This is a genomic window from Pseudocolwellia sp. G5-9, from assembly GCF_055808995.1.
Genome location: NZ_CM147893.1, coordinates 2,129,665 through 2,147,039 on the forward strand (window position 1 = coordinate 2,129,665; position 17,375 = coordinate 2,147,039).

General features: G+C 36.1%; 19 protein-coding genes. All 19 read right to left on the bottom strand.

Annotated elements, in window-relative coordinates; all coding sequences use genetic code 11:
* Window positions 1–2 precede the first annotated feature (2 nt).
* Window positions 3–764, bottom strand: coding sequence for an MlaA family lipoprotein (locus AC0L5Q_RS09125; protein WP_473617680.1), 762 nt, complete (start codon window positions 762–764; stop codon window positions 3–5).
* Between the two features lie 145 nt (window positions 765–909).
* The gene (locus AC0L5Q_RS09130; protein WP_473617684.1) at window positions 910–1,299 is read right to left on the bottom strand and encodes a DUF2802 domain-containing protein; all 390 of its coding nucleotides are present in this window, start codon (window positions 1,297–1,299) and stop codon (window positions 910–912) included.
* An 81-nt stretch (window positions 1,300–1,380) separates the two neighbouring features.
* Window positions 1,381–1,875, bottom strand: coding sequence for a chemotaxis protein CheW (locus tag AC0L5Q_RS09135; RefSeq protein WP_473617687.1), 495 nt, complete (start codon window positions 1,873–1,875; stop codon window positions 1,381–1,383).
* Between the two features lie 47 nt (window positions 1,876–1,922).
* On the bottom strand, window positions 1,923–2,693 hold the full coding sequence (locus tag AC0L5Q_RS09140) for a chemotaxis protein CheW (RefSeq protein ID WP_473617691.1): 771 nt from the start codon (window positions 2,691–2,693) through the stop codon (window positions 1,923–1,925).
* A complete protein-coding gene (locus AC0L5Q_RS09145) occupies window positions 2,693–3,472 on the bottom strand; it encodes a ParA family protein (RefSeq protein ID WP_473617694.1) in 780 nt (259 codons plus the stop codon). Before AC0L5Q_RS09145 ends, AC0L5Q_RS09140 begins: the two co-directional genes overlap by 1 nt.
* A gap of 64 nt (window positions 3,473–3,536) precedes the next feature.
* Window positions 3,537–4,628, bottom strand: a complete 1,092-nt coding sequence (locus AC0L5Q_RS09150) for a protein-glutamate methylesterase/protein-glutamine glutaminase (RefSeq protein WP_473617697.1) — start codon at window positions 4,626–4,628, stop codon at window positions 3,537–3,539.
* Between the two features lie 11 nt (window positions 4,629–4,639).
* Window positions 4,640–6,709 carry a chemotaxis protein CheA gene (locus AC0L5Q_RS09155; RefSeq protein ID WP_473617700.1) on the bottom strand — a complete coding sequence of 690 codons (2,070 nt, stop codon included), beginning with the start codon at window positions 6,707–6,709 and terminating at the stop codon, window positions 4,640–4,642.
* Window positions 6,710–6,720: 11 nt separating this feature from the next.
* Window positions 6,721–7,464, bottom strand: a complete 744-nt coding sequence (locus tag AC0L5Q_RS09160; protein ID WP_473617704.1) for a protein phosphatase CheZ — start codon at window positions 7,462–7,464, stop codon at window positions 6,721–6,723.
* Window positions 7,465–7,509: 45 nt separating this feature from the next.
* Entirely contained in the window at window positions 7,510–7,893 is a 384-nt protein-coding gene (cheY, locus tag AC0L5Q_RS09165) for a chemotaxis response regulator CheY (RefSeq protein WP_473617708.1), read from the bottom strand.
* A 51-nt stretch (window positions 7,894–7,944) separates the two neighbouring features.
* Complete coding sequence (locus AC0L5Q_RS09170; RefSeq protein WP_473617711.1) at window positions 7,945–8,664, bottom strand: RNA polymerase sigma factor FliA; 720 nt, start codon at window positions 8,662–8,664, stop codon at window positions 7,945–7,947.
* A 26-nt stretch (window positions 8,665–8,690) separates the two neighbouring features.
* Entirely contained in the window at window positions 8,691–9,533 is an 843-nt protein-coding gene (locus AC0L5Q_RS09175) for a MinD/ParA family ATP-binding protein (protein WP_473617715.1), read from the bottom strand.
* 173 nt (window positions 9,534–9,706) lie between these two features.
* Window positions 9,707–11,227 carry a flagellar biosynthesis protein FlhF gene (flhF, locus tag AC0L5Q_RS09180; protein WP_473617719.1) on the bottom strand — a complete coding sequence of 507 codons (1,521 nt, stop codon included), beginning with the start codon at window positions 11,225–11,227 and terminating at the stop codon, window positions 9,707–9,709.
* A 40-nt stretch (window positions 11,228–11,267) separates the two neighbouring features.
* Complete coding sequence (gene flhA / locus AC0L5Q_RS09185) at window positions 11,268–13,373, bottom strand: flagellar biosynthesis protein FlhA (protein WP_473617723.1); 2,106 nt, start codon at window positions 13,371–13,373, stop codon at window positions 11,268–11,270.
* Between the two features lie 95 nt (window positions 13,374–13,468).
* On the bottom strand, window positions 13,469–14,599 hold the full coding sequence (flhB, locus tag AC0L5Q_RS09190; RefSeq protein ID WP_473617727.1) for a flagellar biosynthesis protein FlhB: 1,131 nt from the start codon (window positions 14,597–14,599) through the stop codon (window positions 13,469–13,471).
* On the bottom strand, window positions 14,599–15,381 hold the full coding sequence (gene fliR, locus AC0L5Q_RS09195) for a flagellar biosynthetic protein FliR (RefSeq protein ID WP_473617731.1): 783 nt from the start codon (window positions 15,379–15,381) through the stop codon (window positions 14,599–14,601). The genes flhB and fliR overlap by 1 nt, the downstream gene beginning before the upstream one ends.
* Window positions 15,382–15,396: 15 nt before the next feature.
* The gene (fliQ, locus tag AC0L5Q_RS09200; RefSeq protein ID WP_076416947.1) at window positions 15,397–15,666 is read right to left on the bottom strand and encodes a flagellar biosynthesis protein FliQ; all 270 of its coding nucleotides are present in this window, start codon (window positions 15,664–15,666) and stop codon (window positions 15,397–15,399) included.
* On the bottom strand, window positions 15,666–16,388 hold the full coding sequence (gene fliP / locus AC0L5Q_RS09205; RefSeq protein WP_473618278.1) for a flagellar type III secretion system pore protein FliP: 723 nt from the start codon (window positions 16,386–16,388) through the stop codon (window positions 15,666–15,668). Before fliP ends, fliQ begins: the two co-directional genes overlap by 1 nt.
* 94 nt (window positions 16,389–16,482) lie before the next feature.
* A complete protein-coding gene (fliO, locus tag AC0L5Q_RS09210) occupies window positions 16,483–16,902 on the bottom strand; it encodes a flagellar biosynthetic protein FliO (RefSeq protein ID WP_473617736.1) in 420 nt (139 codons plus the stop codon).
* A gap of 10 nt (window positions 16,903–16,912) precedes the next feature.
* Window positions 16,913–17,305, bottom strand: coding sequence for a flagellar motor switch protein FliN (fliN, locus tag AC0L5Q_RS09215; protein ID WP_473617740.1), 393 nt, complete (start codon window positions 17,303–17,305; stop codon window positions 16,913–16,915).
* Window positions 17,306–17,375 lie beyond the last annotated feature (70 nt).

Sequence of the window (17,375 nt, forward strand, 5' to 3'; positions counted from 1 at the left end):
TTTTAGTCTATTTCATCTAAATATGCTTCAAGTTCAGCTTCGTCAGCCGCATTAACTTCAATAGGTGGATTACCATCATAAACTTTAAACTTTAAGTTTTGAAAATAAGCATTTTTTACAAATTCATAAGAATCTATAGATTCATCAATCAGTTTTTCTTGCTGCGATAATGAAGCTCTTTGCTCTAGCCCAACAACAGCCATTCTTACAATATTGGGCCAAAAGTCTATGGCAGCTAACGGCCAATAATATTTATCAACATAGTCCCCAACCTCTTCTCTTACCGAAGATGGACCTAAGCCAGGAACAACAATATAAGGCCCATCACCTACGCCATAGCTACCTAATACTTCGCCAAATTCTTCTTGTTTTCTGGCCCAACCAAAGTCACTCGCTGGGTCAAAAAAGCCGAATAAGCCAATAGTAGAATTTAGTAAAAATCGACCTGTACTTACGGCTGCGTCAGAAAACTTGGCTTGTAGTAAGTTATTAATAATTGCAGAAGGTTCGTTAAGATTAAGCGCCATATTATAAACGCCTACTCTTAAATCGGTAGGAACATACTCGGCATAAGCTGAAGATGCAGGCCTTGCTACATATTTGTCAGCGTAATCCCACGTAAAGGTCCAAAAAGGTCTATTAATTGATTCCAAAGGGTCTTTAGGATCACTATTATTAGTAGACGGAGTCGAAGAACACCCCGTTAAAGCTAGAAAACAAACAATAAAGAAAGTTATAAAGGATTTTTCTGATCGATTAATCATGCGACTATTCACTGTTCCATAGGTTAAATAGAAATCTATATCGTGTAGTTATAGAAATTTCATATAAAATTATTTTAACACGATGCACATTCAATAATCACAGTTTTTATAAGTAAAAATGTTAAATATTGTAAGAAGTTGAACGTTAGGAAGGGTTTTTCTTTTGATGAATAGCAATGAGAATATCGGCTTCTGCTCTAGGAATATCACACTCTTTGATCAATTCTGCGGCATCAGCACCAAGTTCAATCATTTTGAATGCCCTGCTATATAATTTATCTTCAGGTTGTTGTGATTGTACTTGTTGTAATTTTACAATGTCTCCTTGAAGGTTTTTGATACGATGTTCTAACTGTTTAGATACTTGATTTAATTCAGTATATTTTACTTTGTTTTGTTTAACAGATTCCGCTAACGTTTTATCTATTTGTATAAATAATGTTTGTAACTGATTAACAAGTAATTCATTAGATGAAATGTTTGTTTCAGTTAAACGAATTTGTTTTTTTAGTGATCGCAGAGATATAAATAACATTAATATGAGACATAACATTAATGTTATTACAACAAATAGCACTATCAACTCAGGAGTATTAAACATGTTGATTAACAGTAATTAAAACTGTTTTAACTCATCCCATTCATCATCAGAAAGTAACTTATTTAAATCCACTAAAATAAGAAGCTCTCCTTCTCTATTTGAAACACCTTGAATGAATTTTGCACTTTCATCATTACCTACATTTGGAGCAACATCTATATCAGATGCACGTAAATATACAACTTCAGCTACGCTATCAACCAAAATACCAATAACCTGTTTTTCTGATTCAATAATCACAACACGAGTATTATCTGTTATTTCACTTGACTCTAATCCAAATCTTGAACGTGTATCAATTACAGTAACCACATTTCCACGTAAATTAATGATGCCTAATACATATAATGGCGCGCCTGGGACAGGTGCAATTTCACTGTATCGCAAAACTTCTTGTACTTGCATTACATTAATACCGTAAGTTTCACTGTCTAATTTAAAAGTAACCCATTGTAAAACTTCATCATCATTAGCTTTATCTGGATTCTCTTTACGTCTTTCGTCAGACATTTAACACTCCTCAATTTATAATATTTTAATATAATTAAAACAAGCACTTATATTTGTTGCACATCGATACCATTATTCAACAATTGAATTAATGATTCTACTTCTAACAGAGCACACATTCTGTTTTTAACTAATCCTGCCAACCAAGGCCGTTTAGAAGAAGAATTTAACCATTTTACATCTTCAGGCATTAATGTAACGGTATCTACTAAGGTTTCGGCCAGTAATCCCCAACGACTATTACTCAACATAATAACATATTGATAATTTAGCGCGTTTTTAAGCTCTTCATTGTATTTCTCTGGCATTACCCAAAGAGCAGTATCCACCACATTAATTTTTTCTTCTCTATGGATCATAACACCTTCAAACCATTTGGGTTTCCCCATTAAGCTGGTTATTTTATTTACGTTATGAATCCCCCCTAACTCTACTAAAGGTACAGCTACCGTTAACCCAGCTACATCAAAAAACATAGCTTGAAAGCTTTTATCACGATAACTCTTATCAATACTTGTAGTATTATGCTCCGCTGAATATTCTTTTATTTCTACAACTGTATCAACTGGTTGTTTATTTAATTCAGGTACTAATTCTTTATTATGGCTAATAATTTCATTATCGGCAGATTTATTTGAAACTATAGTATCTAGTACAGCCTCTTCATTACGTTCAGCTACACTAATTTTTTGAAAAAGCTTGTTTAGCTTTTCAGTTTCTACTGCCTTTTTTTCAATGAAGTCATCGGTGTCTTCTGTTAACAGCTCTGATAAGTAATTTTTCATCAATTTCTTACTAGCGGTTAATGATTTATCCATTAAGATATCAAACCTTTTTGTTCTTCTATTAAAGAGTATAATAGCTTCTTATATGCTGTTACGCCTCTTGAACTACTTAAATAATCAGATGGAACTTTACGAGCTTGGCTTGCATTCCTAAAATTTGTATCGATTGGAATAACACCAGACCATACTTTTCCAAAATATATATCTTGAAGTTTTCTATAGGTTATTAATGATGCTTTTGTGCGTTTATCAAACATAGTCGGTACAATTGTATATTTAAAAGGCTCCGCCTGTTCACCTTGCATAATTTCTAACGTATTAATCATTCGTTCTAAACCTTTTAACGCAAGAAACTCGGTTTGAACAGGTACTATAATTCGATCTGACGCAGCAAGTGCATTTACCATTAAAACGCCTAAAATAGGTGGACAATCAATTAAAACATAATCGTATTCACTTTCTATTAATTTAATCGCTTTTTTAAGAACTAGCCCCATTCCCCCTTTACTGCCTAAAGCACGATCTAATGTCGCTAGCCCCATTGTTGCAGGAAGAATATCTATATTATTATATTGAGTAGGACATAAACTTTGTAAGATCTGTTCTTTTGTTGACGACTGAATAAATAAATTATAGACGCTTAAATCTAATTCTTCCGATTCAATGCCAAAATAATAACTTAATGATGCATGTGGATCAGTATCAACTAATAACACACGAAAACCTTGATCAGCCAATAAGCCTCCCAACGTAATCGTAGACGTAGTTTTACCAACCCCGCCTTTTTGATTTGCTAAAGTCCAAACTACCAATTAAGCTTCCTATAAAGTTATTAATGCTCATTGAATATATCTAACCTCAAACGGGCTAAATATTTTATTTCAAATCAAAAACTTTTAATATTGCAGAAGAGATCTTATCTAATGGCAATTCTGCACCAGACAAACCGGCATTTACCACAGCTTGCGGCATACCATAAACAACACATGACTCTTCATCTTGAGACCAGATTGTAGCCCCTTTATTTTTTAATAAACGACAGCCATCTTTTCCGTCAGAGCCCATACCCGTTAATATAATAGCCAAAACATTTTCACCGAAAACTTTGGCTGCAGAAGCAAAAGTAACATCTACGCTCGGTTTAAAAGCAACTCTTTCTGAAAGGTCATCTATTATCTTTAGTTTAGCTTTAGAATTTGTTCCATCAATTACCATTTGTTTTCCACCTGGTGCTACATAAGCATTGCCTGGTTTTAATTCGTCGCCGATAGCCGCTTCTTTCACATTAACGTTGCATAAATTATTTAATCGATTAGCAAAAGCTTTAGTAAATGATGCTGGCATATGTTGAATGATAAGAATTGGAACAGGAAAGTTTGCAGGTAATTGAGCAAGTACTTTTTGAAGTGCTATAGGACCACCGGTTGAGGTACCTATTGTTAGTAATTTATATTCTTGGGATGTTTTTTTTATTGCTACACTATTTTTTTGTGTAACATCAATTAATTCTCTTGTTGTTGTTTTGTTAGATACTATTTCTCTATGGTTTGATTTTACTTGTATTCTAGATTTTTTACGCGCTAATTGAATCACACGTTCACGCAATACCATTCCAGCATCTGATGTGCTTTTAGCTATTTCGGAGAATTTTTTTGGTAGAAAATCTAACGCCCCTGCATCAAGGGCATCAAGTGTTATTTTAGCTCCTTCATGAGTCAGAGAAGAAAACATAATAATTGACGTTGGTGAATGTTTCATTATCTGTTTTACCGCGTCAATACCGTTTAATTGCGGCATTTCAATATCCATGGTAATAACATCAGGTTTAAGTAGTTTAGCCTTTTCTACAGCTTCTACACCATTTACAGCAACATCAACAACATTTAGGTTGGGATCAGCATTTAAAATATCGGCTACTCGACGTCTAAAAAAGCTGGAATCATCAACTACTAATACCTTATATGGCATTAACTATCTCTTTATCTTGTACGTAATTTTTTATGAACACTAGATTTCTTAGCGTAATATTTAAGCAGGTTAGGAACATCAACAATTAATGCTATGCCACCATCACTCGTGATTGTAGCTCCTGCCATACCGGGAGTTCCGTGTAATAAACGGTCGAGGGGTTTAATAACAACTTCTTCTTGTCCAATTAAACTGTCAACAACAAAACCAACTTGCTGGCTCCCTACTTGTACAATAACTACATGCCCTGTATCTCTTGGTTTTTCAACATAATCTCGAACTAACCATTGATCAAGATAAAATAATGGAATGGCTTTATCTCTAACAATAATAGTTAATTGACCATCAACTATATTAGTACTCGTTAAATCTAAATGAAATATTTCATTTACACCCGCTAATGGCAAAGCGAATGTTTGTTTGCCAATAATAACCATAAGAGTAGGCAATATGGCTAAAGTCAGTGGAACTTTAATTTCAAGTACAGTACCAATACCTAATTCAGAATCTATATTAACAGTACCGTTTAATTGCGTAATTTTGGTTTTTACAACATCCATTCCTACACCACGACCAGAAACTTCTGAAATTTCGGTTTTGGTTGAAAATCCCGGTGCAAAAATCAAATTAAAAGCTTCACTATCCGACATACGAGCCGCGGCATCTGCATCTAATACACCACGCTCTATAGCAATTTCTTTCAATTTTTCAGCATTCATTCCAGCACCATCATCTCGAATGGTAAGAAGAATATGATCACCTTCTTGTGAAGCTGAAAGTATTACGGTTCCTTCTCTTTCTTTACCTTTTGATTCTCGAACATCAGGATCTTCAATACCGTGATCAACTGAGTTTCGCACTAAATGCACCAATGGGTCAGCAAGAGCTTCAACTAAATTTTTATCTAAATCAGTTTCTTCACCTTCAAGAATAAGTTTAATTTCTTTATTTAAGCTTCGAGCTAAATCACGTACAACCCGAGGAAAGCGGCCAAAAACCTTTTTAATAGGCTGCATACGCGTTTTCATTACAGCGCCTTGTAAATCAGTTGTCACAGCATCGAGATTAGAAACAGCTTTGGTTAAATCTTCATCTTCTTTGGTCATTCCTAAACTAGTTAAACGATTACGAACTAGTACTAGTTCACCCACCATATTCATGATTTGATCGAGTCGCTTAGTATCCACTCGAACGGTTGTTTCACCTTGTGAAGCAGTAGCTTGAGGTGCTTTTTTCTCAGGTGTTGATGGTTTGCTCGCGGGTGCTGCTTTTACGGCGGCTACAGGAGCAGGTTTAGGCGTTGCAGGTGGTGGTGTTACTTGTTGAGGCTGAGTATTAGTTGTTGCATTTTGTGGCCCTTTTCCTTGGCCATGAAGTTCATCTAATAAATTTTCAAATTCGTCATCATTGATTTCGTTAGGATTACTTTTAGCTTCGGCCTTATTAACTTCTGGAGAAAAAGCACCTTGCCCATGTAAATCATCAAGTAAGCTTTCGAACTCATCATCTGTAATTTCATTACTATTATTATTTGATACATTAGTAGGCGTAGCCGGAGGTGTTACAGAACCGCCGCCATGTAATTCATCTAATAATTTTTCAAATTCGTCTTCAGACATTTCATCTGATGAACTTGAAGATACAGGAGCTGCAGGCTCCTCGACTACCGTTGCAACAGGAACGTCTTCAGATTCTGGTACACTTAAACGATGTAATTCAGCTATTAATTCAGGGGCAGCGGGTACGAGAGGCTCTCCTCCTTGAACTAAAGCAAACATTTCATTGATTGAATCTGTTGCCTGCAGAATAACATCCATTAAATCAGAGGTAACCGTTCTTTTATTAGTTCTTAAGAGGTCAAATATATTTTCAGCGCCATGACAAACATCCACAAGCTCTGTTAACGATAAAAAGCCTGCTCCGCCTTTTACAGTATGAAATCCGCGAAATATTGCATTTAATAAATCAGCATTATCGGGGTCATTTTCAAGCTCTACTAATTGTTCAGATAAAGCTTCGAGAATTTCACCTGCTTCAATTAAAAAATCTTGTAAAATCTCTTCATCTTGCTCAAACGACATTTAGCAACTCCTTAAAACCCTAAACTTGATAAAAGATCGTCAACATCGTCTTGATCTGAAACAACGTCATCACGCTCTTTACTATTTACAATCGGACCTTCAACCAAATTTTCACCCACTGAAGGTTTAGCTTTATTTTGAATTGAGTCTGAAGACATGCCAAATGCGGTTAGCATTCCAATCAAACCATCTTCAACTTCCCTTACTAAATCAATAACTTTACGAATAACTTGGCCTGTTAAGTCTTGAAAGTCTTGCGCCATCAAGACATCAGTCATTAATATACGAATTTTATCTGTTTCACTTCCTGTTGATTTTAATAACAAATCAATATCTAAACATAACTGTTTAAACTCAGGTAATTCTAATTTATTTTGTATAAGTTTTGTCCATAAAGGATTAACCACTTCGACTCTATTTTGTAATGACTCAAGCACAGGAAAAATAGATTCAACTGCATCCATTGTTTTGTTTGCAGCTTCTTCCGTTCGTTCTATAACATAGTTAAGTCGTTCTTTAGCATCAGGTATATCAGCTTTTGCTAAATCAGTGAGTCGAGAGTCAACTTGAAAATTATTCAAAGAATCATGTAACTGACGGGTTAATTTACCTATTTCAGCAAACAGCTCTGTATTGATTGGACTTTGAATATCTGCAACCAATTCATCAGCCTTGTCTTGCTGATCTGTTTCTAAATATTCAACCAACAATTTAGCTTGTTCTAATGAAACATGTACTTTAGGCAAACTACTCATGCAAAATATCCTTTATTTATTTAGGTATTAAAGAAAGATTTTCAATTAACCTAAGCGTTCGAATATTTTATCGAGTTTAGTTTTTAACGTTGCAGCAGTGAAAGGTTTTACAATATAGCCATTTACACCCGCTTGAGCGGCCATAACTATTTGCTCTTTTTTCGCTTCAGCTGTCACCATTAAAACAGGAATATGGGATAAACTAGCGTCTGCTCGAATAGCTTTTAATAAATCTATTCCTTGCATACCAGGCATATTCCAATCGGTTACAACAAAATCAAACTCTCCTGACTGAAGCATAGGTAAAGCGGTGCTACCATCATCAGCTTCTTGAATGTTAGTAAAACCTAAATCGCGTAACAAGTTTTTCACTATTCGTCTCATCGTTGAAAAATCATCAACTACAAGAACTTTCATATTTTTATCCAAGGCACCCTCCGGTGAGAACATTCAAAAATTTTAAATTACTTATTATTCTACTTAACTTTGCCAAGAATGCATACGAGCTTTTAAACGATGCATAGCTTGACTGTGAATTTGACTTACTCTTGACTCGCTTACATCAAGAACTTGTCCTATCTCGCGTAAATTAAGTTCTTCATCATAATACAATGAAAGTACTAAACTTTCTCGTTCAGGTAAAGTAGAAATACATTCACTTAACGCTCTTTTAAAAACAATCTCTTCAATTTGATTATAGGGCTCGTCACTTATTGATTTATTTTCTAAATTCAAAGCGTCTTCACTAACACCTAAATCATCTATTCCGATTATTTTCCCAGAACTTACATCATTAAGAATATGATGGTATTCATTTAAAGAAATATCAAGTTTATCTGCTACTTCCTTGTCAGTTACATCTCTTCCTAACTCTGACTCTAACTCTTTTATCGCATCACTCACCATACGACTATTCTTATGAACAGAGCGAGGAGTCCAGTCTCCACGTCGAATTTCATCCAACATGGAACCTCTAATTCTTATCCCTGCAAATGTTTCAAAGCTTGCGCCTTTTGTATGGTCAAAGTTATTTGATGCTTCGAGTAGACCGATCATTCCTGATTGAATAAGATCATCTACAAGTACACTTGCAGGTAATCTTGCAAGTAAATGGTAGGCTATACGTTTAACTAAAACAGTATATTGTTCTATTAAAACAGATTTATCTGTTTGAGTACTGTAGGCATCTGCTTTTCCCAAACTATATACTCGCGATAATTAGCATATTAATGTTCTAATAATTGTTCAATAAAGAACTCTAAATGGCCTGAAGGTTGGTGAGGAATTGGCCATTTCATGATATTTTTTGCTAAGTTTTTAAAACCTATTGAAGCGGGTGAATTAGGAAATGCTTCAATAATTGCTTTTTGCTTACGACCTGATTTACGTATGTTTTCATCAAATGGCACAACGCCAACAAGTTCTAAGCCTACATCTAAAAATCTATCACTTACTTTGGCTAGTTTTTCAAATAATTGCTGCCCTTCGTTAGGGCTTCGTACCATGTTAGCAACAACCTTAAATTTAAATACATCATGATCACGACTTAATAATTTCATTAACGCGTAACAATCGGTAATTGACGTTGGCTCATCACATACTACTAACATAATATCTTGTGAGGCTCGACAGAAGCTCAATACCATGTCGGAGATCCCTGCTGCGGTATCAACAATAAGAATATCGAACTCTGTTTGCATATCACTAAAGGCTCGAATTAATCCTGCATGCTCACTAGGTGTTAAATCAACCATAGATTGAGTACCTGAAGTGGCTGGAATAATTTTAATTCCTGCAGGGCCTTCGATGATAATATCGTCTAATTCACATTCACCAGACAACACATGAGAAAGGTTACGTTGAACACGTAGACCTAACATAACATCAACATTGGCAAGCCCTAAATCTGCATCTAGAACAAGTACTTTTTTACCCAGTTGAGCTAATGCTATAGATGTGTTTAAAGACACGTTAGTTTTACCTACGCCACCTTTACCACCTGATACTGCAATAACTTTAATTTGTTGTAAATCTTGCATCTTACGTAAACCACTCGCTTGGTCTATCATTTAAATCTTCTCGTCACTGACACATACACTATTTTCGAAAAGATGTTGCTAAGTAAATACATTATAGCTTAGTACATCTTAACTCGTGAAGTTATAAGCGGTTTTTATCAATGTTATTCAATTTAACTAATTTAATTAGTTTAAGCTAGCTTGTTTTGCTAAACATATTCAATTTATGCTGCACTTGCTTCTTTTTTAGGCATTGGTCGCCATGTACTAGTGTGTTGGTGGTTTATTCGACTACTCATTTTGTCTGCTAAGGCAACTAATTTTTCAGCATTTGCTACCTTAATATCTTCAGGAACTCGTTGTCCATCGGTAAGGTAACCGATAGGTAATCCGTTTTGAATAGCGGTAGAAATAATTTCACCAATACTAATACTCTCATCCAGTTTAGTATAGATACAGCCAGCTAATGGAATTTTTTTAAATCTTTCTACATTTTCTTGCATAACACGCTGCTGAGTATTGGCTGATAACACAAGATAATTACGAATTCTCACACGTGCATTGGCAATTAAATCTGTTAAATGCTGTGCTAAGCGCATGTCTCTCTGTCCCATACCCGCAGTATCAATTAATATAAGTTTCTTTTGTCCAAACTGCTGTAGTAATGAGTCTAATGCTTGTGCATCGTTAGCCAACTTAACTTGGCAACCAATAATACGTCCGTAAGTGGTTAATTGTTCAAAACCACCGATCCTAAAACTATCAGTAGAAATTAATACTACTTCATCAGCACCATGAATTTGTGCAAACCTTGCAGCTAATTTAGCAATAGTGGTAGTTTTACCTACACCTGTTGGACCCACTAAAGAAATAACACCGCCATGATGAATAATATCGTTATTGGTTGTATTTAGTTGCTGTGCTATAAATTTTTTCGCCTGCTCCCAAGCATCTTGTTCATTTTGTTGAGGAGGAATAAAACCAGCTATTTGATCTGCCATATGGTCTGTTAATCCCAAAGCAACTAGCTTGTTTATGAGCAATGCTTTTTGAGGGTTCTTTTGTGCCATATCTTGCCACATTAAACCCGACAACTGATGTTCTAAAAGGTGTCTAATGGTATGCATTTCTTTTTTCATTGTTTCAAATTCATTTGAATTATCATGAGAAAAAGAAGTTACCGAAGGATCATTAAAAACGTCTGTATCATTTGTTTCATCATTAACGATAGCAGCGTCCTTTTGTAATGACGGCATTGAGGAAGTATTTGATTGTTCTATATTTTGTTCTGCGTTTCTTTGCTGAGTCGAGTGTTGTAAACGGTCAGTGAAATTTTTAAATTGTAATTCAATATCATTGCTTGAAGATGTTTTTTCTCTTGAGCTATTATCGTGAGACTCCGCTTGAGCTTCTTGTTGAACTTTACGATTCAACAAGGCTGATAAACTATCAACAGGTGCTGCTCCAATGTCTACACTTTCTTCTACATGTTGAGTTTTGGTTGCAGAACGTCCACTTAAACTCACAACATCATTACTTAAATCTTGAGGATTATTATTTGTTACTGATGCTTCTGGAGCAATACTCTCTTTGGCTTGTGATGGGTAATAGTCAATAGCCGCCATAATTTCGACGCCCTCCACAACCTTTTTATTCGACATAATAACGGCATCCGCACCTAGCTCTTCTTTAATTTGCGCTAATGCAGTCTTCATATCTGCGGCAACAAAACGTCTAATTTTCACTATGGACCCCTTATTTATCTATTATCGCGAGCGAATAATGCTATGTATTACCTATCGCGCTTATAATCTTGATTTGTTTATCGTCTGGTATTTCTTGATAAGAAATAACTCTTAACCCTGGAATTGTATATTTAACAAACTTAGCTAATACCGTTCGTAATATACCTGAGGTTAATAGAACTGGCGTGTCTCCTGCCATTTCTTGTTGTTGAGCGCCTTCCATTAATGAAGTTTGTAATCGCTCAGCCAAACCAGGTTCAATTCCAGCGCCGTCATCTCCAGCCATTTGCATAGACTGGTGCAACATCTGTTCCAACTCTGGTGACAATGTTATGACAGGTACTTCATTAGCTGGCCCTACAAGCTCTTGTACTATAAATTTACGGAGTGTGATCCTAACAGCCGCAGTAAGAACTTCAGGATCTTGGCTTCTAGGTCCATATTCAACAAGTGTTTGCACAATACTACGCATGTCTCTTACCGGCACACCTTCGTTCATTAAGTTTTGTAAAACTTTAACCAAACAACCAAGGGTTAGTGTGTCAGGAATAAAGCCTTCAACTAATTTAGGATAAGACTTAGCAAGTATGTCTAATAGGTTTTGAACCTCTTCATGTCCTAATAATTGAGCCGCGTTATTGGTCAAAATTTGACTTAAATGGGTCGCTAAAACTGTTGCGCAATCAACAACGGTATAACCTAAAGATTGTGCGTATTCTCTTTGTGATTGATTAATCCAAACAGCATCTAAACCAAAGGCTGGATCTTTAGTCGGCGTGCCTTCTAAATTACCAAATACTTGTCCGGGATTAATGGCAAGTTCGTGATCATGTCTTATTTCTGCCTCACCAACGGTTACACCCATTAATGAAATTTGATAAGTGTTAGGGTCTAAATCTAAATTATCGCGTATATGAACAGCAGGAACTAAAAAGCCAAACTCTTGAGATAACTTTTTACGCACCCCTTTAATTCTATTTAATAATTCGCCGCCTTGTGCTTTATCTACCAATGGAATTAAGCGATACCCTATTTCTAAGCCAATAATATCTACGTGATTTACGTCATCCCAACCTAAATCTTTTACTTCTGATTCTATTTGCTGACTTTCAATTTCGGCTGCTTTTTCTTTTTCAACAATATCAGCTGCATTTTTCTTTTTCAGCTTAGCCCCAAAAAACGCTCCCGCAAGAATAATTACAGCAAAAGTTAAAAAAGCTACATGAGGCATTCCAGGAATGACGCCCATAATAAACATAACGCCACCAGCAATATAAAGCGATTTCTCTTGGCCTAGTTGAGAGCTAACTTGCTCTCCCATGTCTTGAGAGGTGTTTTGTCTAGTAACGACAATTGCGGTACCTACCGATAATAATAACCCTGGAATTTGTGCAACTAAGCCATCACCAATAGTTAATAGAGTATAAATTTCAACAGCACTATCAAAAGATAAGTCGTGCTGAACCATGCCGATAACTAAGCCACCAATAATATTAATTAATAAAATGAGAATACCGGCTATTGCATCCCCTTTTACAAACTTACTGGCACCATCCATTGAACCATAAAAATCAGCTTCACTTGTTACTTCAACACGTCGCTCTCTTGCTTGTTCAGCTGTTATAAAACCGGCATTTAAATCAGCATCAATTGCCATTTGTTTACCAGGCATCGCGTCTAAGGTAAATCGAGCGGTAACCTCTGAAATACGTCCAGCACCTTTAGTAACAACCATAAAATTGATAATAATTAGGATTAAAAACACCACTAAACCAACAGCATAATTACCGCCAATAACAACAGAACCAAACGCTTCTATAACTTTACCTGCAGCATCGGGGCCTTCATGGCCTTCAAGTAGAACAATACGCGTACTCGCAACATTCAAAGCCAACCTTAAAATAGTTGCAATAAGTAGTACCGCGGGGAAAGAGCCAAACTCTAATGGTTTTAAGGTATAAACCGTAATTAACAGCACAATAAGGGATAGCGCGATATTAAAAGAAAAAAGCACATCTAATAAAATAGCTGGCATAGGTAAAATAACCATACCTAGCGCTGCCATCACTAAAAACGGCGTACCAATACCTTTTAATTGGCTAAATCGAAGTTGCTTTGCTTGAGTTATTGCTGATGAAAATTGCATCTAAAGGCTGCTAATTAATTGACACATACTAGTGTCAGAGCAATATCCAGACCAAATTTAGGGTTAAATTGTTATTTAAGAAAAAATAGCAAAAACTAATATTTGAACTCATCTGGAATAGGGAGGTTTTTGGCTAAAGCTTTAGGTCGTTTACTTTTTCCTTTTTTATGTTCATTTAATTGATAAACAAATGCTAATACTTGAGCGACGGCAGCAAACAATTCTTCGGGGATATCTTTATTGACTTCAGCAGTATAATAAAGGGAGCGAGCGAGTGCGGGTGACTGTATAATTTCTACTTGATGTTCTTTAGCTATAGTGCGAATGTGCATAGCCATTTCATCTATCCCTTTTGCCACTAGCTGCGGAGCTCCGCCTGAAGAACCGTCATATTTTAACGCGATGGAATAATGAGTTGGGTTAGTAATAACTACATCTGAATCAGGCACGTCTTGCATCATTCGACGTTGCGACATTTCGTATTGAACACGTCTGATACGCCCTTTGATTTCGGGGCTACCCTCAGAATTTTTAAATTCGTCTTTAATCTCTTGTTTTGTCATTTTTAACTGTCGATTATGTTCCCATGTTTGATAAGGGGCATCGATAGCAGCAATAATACCAATAGACAAAGCTAACACTAAAAACATCCACAATAGCATGTCTGTAGCATGCTCAAAATTAATGGGAATAGCTTCTAAACTTAAGCCTAATATTTGATCGAATAGACTCGTTAGTAGAAGAAAGGCAACAATGAACACAACAAAAAACTTGAGTAATGATTTAATTAGTTCAACTAAAGCTTTAACCCCGAACATTCTTTTAAAGCCAGCAATAGGTGACATTTTACTTAACTTAGGTGCCATAGCCTCTGCCGAAAAGCTTATACCTCCTAACATAGTATTACCGATAAAAGCAGCTAACATGATAATAAAGAAAATCCATAAAAGCGGAGCAATAATGTCGGATACCGTACCTTGGGCAACATTAAATAAGGCATGAATATCTAAAGCTTCTTTTCGTGATAAGCTAAAAAAACGGGTCATAATATGCGACAGTGACTCCACTAAAGAGCTGCCTACCATCATGATCGCCACAGCGCTTCCTACTAATACAAACATTGTACCTAGGTCTTTAGAACGTGCTATTTGGCCTTTTTTTCTCGCTTCAGAAAGCTTTTTGGCCGTGGGTTCTTCGGTTTTTTCACCACTATCAGACTCAGCCATTATGCAGCCTTACAGCCAATTAAATAACAAGAGAACTCAAGCGCCCTTTGCCATTGTATTTGAAAATGTGTGAAAAAGTTCCCCATGGTTAGCCACATAATAAGTAGGCCTGCACACATGGTAATAGGAAAACCAATAGAGAAAATATTCAATTGAGGAGCGGCGCGTGTCATAACACCAAAAGAAAAGTTAATAAGTAACATAGCGGTTAATGGCGCAATAGATAAAGATAATGCTGTAGCAAACATCCAACCTCCCCATTCAACCAACTCCCTAAACTTTGTACTATCAAAATCGTTAGAGCCGATAGGAAGCGTATCAAAACTTGTGACTACAAACTGTAAATAAGCTAAATGCCCATCCATCACCCAAAAAAGTAGCGAAGATAATATAAGAAAAAATTGACCAACAGCAGGTACATTCATACCACTGGCAGGATCGACTAAAGACGCAAAACCCAAACCTGTTTGCATGGCTATAATTTGTCCCGCTAGAATAAACGTATTGATCACAAGCGTGGTAACAAACCCCAGCATAATGCCGATAATAATTTGCTTAGCAATTAATAAAGCCGTTGCGAGGGAAAATATATTACCTACATTTGATGGAGGTATAGCAGGCATTACAGCAACAGTAACAACAACACATAAACCTAGTTTAATTGATGACGGAATAGTTTTAGAACCAAAACCAATCATACTCATAATTAATGCAGAAATACGCGTAAAAGGCAGAATAAAATCAGCAATAAATTGGTTAATTACTGCGTCGGTAAATTCCATTAGCTGAACACGCCATTAGCTAACAACACTGGGAATACTACCTATTAATCGAATAGTAAAATCCATGAGCTGTCGTACCAACCAGTGCCCACCAAAAATTAAAGCAAGCAAAGTAACAATCAGGCGAGGTAAAAAACTTAATGTTTGTTCGTTAATTGAAGTCGCCGCTTGAAAAACCGCAACCACTAACCCTATAAGTAAACTAGGAATAATAACCGCACTTACTAATATAATAACCAGAAATAAAGCATCGCTGAGGATGTCTACAAAGACCTCTGGATTCATTAGCCGGCTCCCATCCCATAGCTGGTTGCAATAGTACCAATGACTAAATTCCAACCATCTACTAATACAAAGAGCATCAATTTAAAAGGTAAAGAAACAATCATGGGCGATAACATCATCATCCCCATCGCCATTAATATACTGGCCACCACTAAATCGATGATCAAAAAAGGAATAAATAACATAAAGCCTATTTGAAAGGCGGTTTTTAGTTCGCTGATGACAAATGCAGGCACGATAACCGTCATAGGTAAATCAGTAGGTTCATCTACTTGTTCAATGCCCGCCATACTTGCTAAGGTGTCTAGATCTTTTATACGTGTTTGCTCAAGCATAAAAGCTCGCAATGGAACTTTTGCTCTGTCTATCGCTTCAACGGATGTTAATTGGTCTTGCAAGTAAGGTTGAATAGCGCGCGCGTTAATTTCGTTATATACCGGAGTCATAATAAATAGGGTCATAAACAAGGTTAAACCTACAACCACTTGATTAGATGGTGTTTGCTGCAACCCAATGGCTTGACGCAATATAGCCATAACAACAAGAATACGAGTAAAAGATGTCATCATAATAACCGCCGCAGGAATAAAGCTGAGGGCGGTCATAAAAATAAGGATTTGGAGGGTTACTGAATATTCTTGCGAACCATCTGGATTAGTAGTGAGTTTTAATGCTGACATACTTAAGTCTTCAGCATAACTAACACCGCTAAAAGCAAACATAGATAAAAGAATAAACACCAAGATAGGCAAACGCTGTTTAACAGTGTTTATGATTGCTTTGAGCTCTTTATTTCTCACGTTACTTACCATAGGTTTAATCATTTTTTTTGATGCTTTTTTTTAGCATATTAACAACGGATTTATCAAAAAATTCAGTTGCACTTTTACCTGTTTCTAGCGGTTTATCTAACGTATCTAAAAGTGTAATTTGATTTGCAGTAACACCTAATACCAATTGTTTATCTGCAACTTGTACCACAACAACACGCTCTTTAGTTCCTAAATGTACACTGGTAACAACTTTCAATCCCTGATTGTTACCTTGAGCGGTAATTTGAAATTTCTTTAAAAGGTAAGCACTTGCAATAACTACCAATAACACAAGAAATAACGATAAGATCATAGTGACTGGATCGGTACTCGCCGTCACATGTTTACCTACTTGTACGGTTTTTTCTTCTGCAAAACTTGTAGAAGAAAAAAATGCGCCAACAAAAAACCAAAATGTTTGCATTAATAATCCATTATTTAAGTTTTTTAATTCGCTCAATTTGACTAATAACATCGGTTAAACGAATACCAAATTTGTCATTAACCACAACAACTTCACCGTGAGCAATTAAGGTTCCATTTACCATCACATCAAGTGCTTCACCTGCCACACGATCTAACTCTACAACAGAACCTTGATTTAACTGTAGTAAATTACGAATACTAATATTACTACGCCCTACTTCCATAGAAATAGTCACAGGAATATCTAAAATGGCATCAAGTTTACGCTTTTCATCTCCAGTTATTGGAGCGTCAGCTTCTAATTCGTCTAACTCAACGGGTTGCGCATCAGCCGCTTCGGCTTCTGCTTGCTCTTCCATTGCCTCATCCCACATGCCTAAATCTTCATTGTCATCGCTCATCGCCATTGACCTCTATCATATTTTTATTTAATTCTATTTATCTACAACACATTGGTATTCATTTATGTGT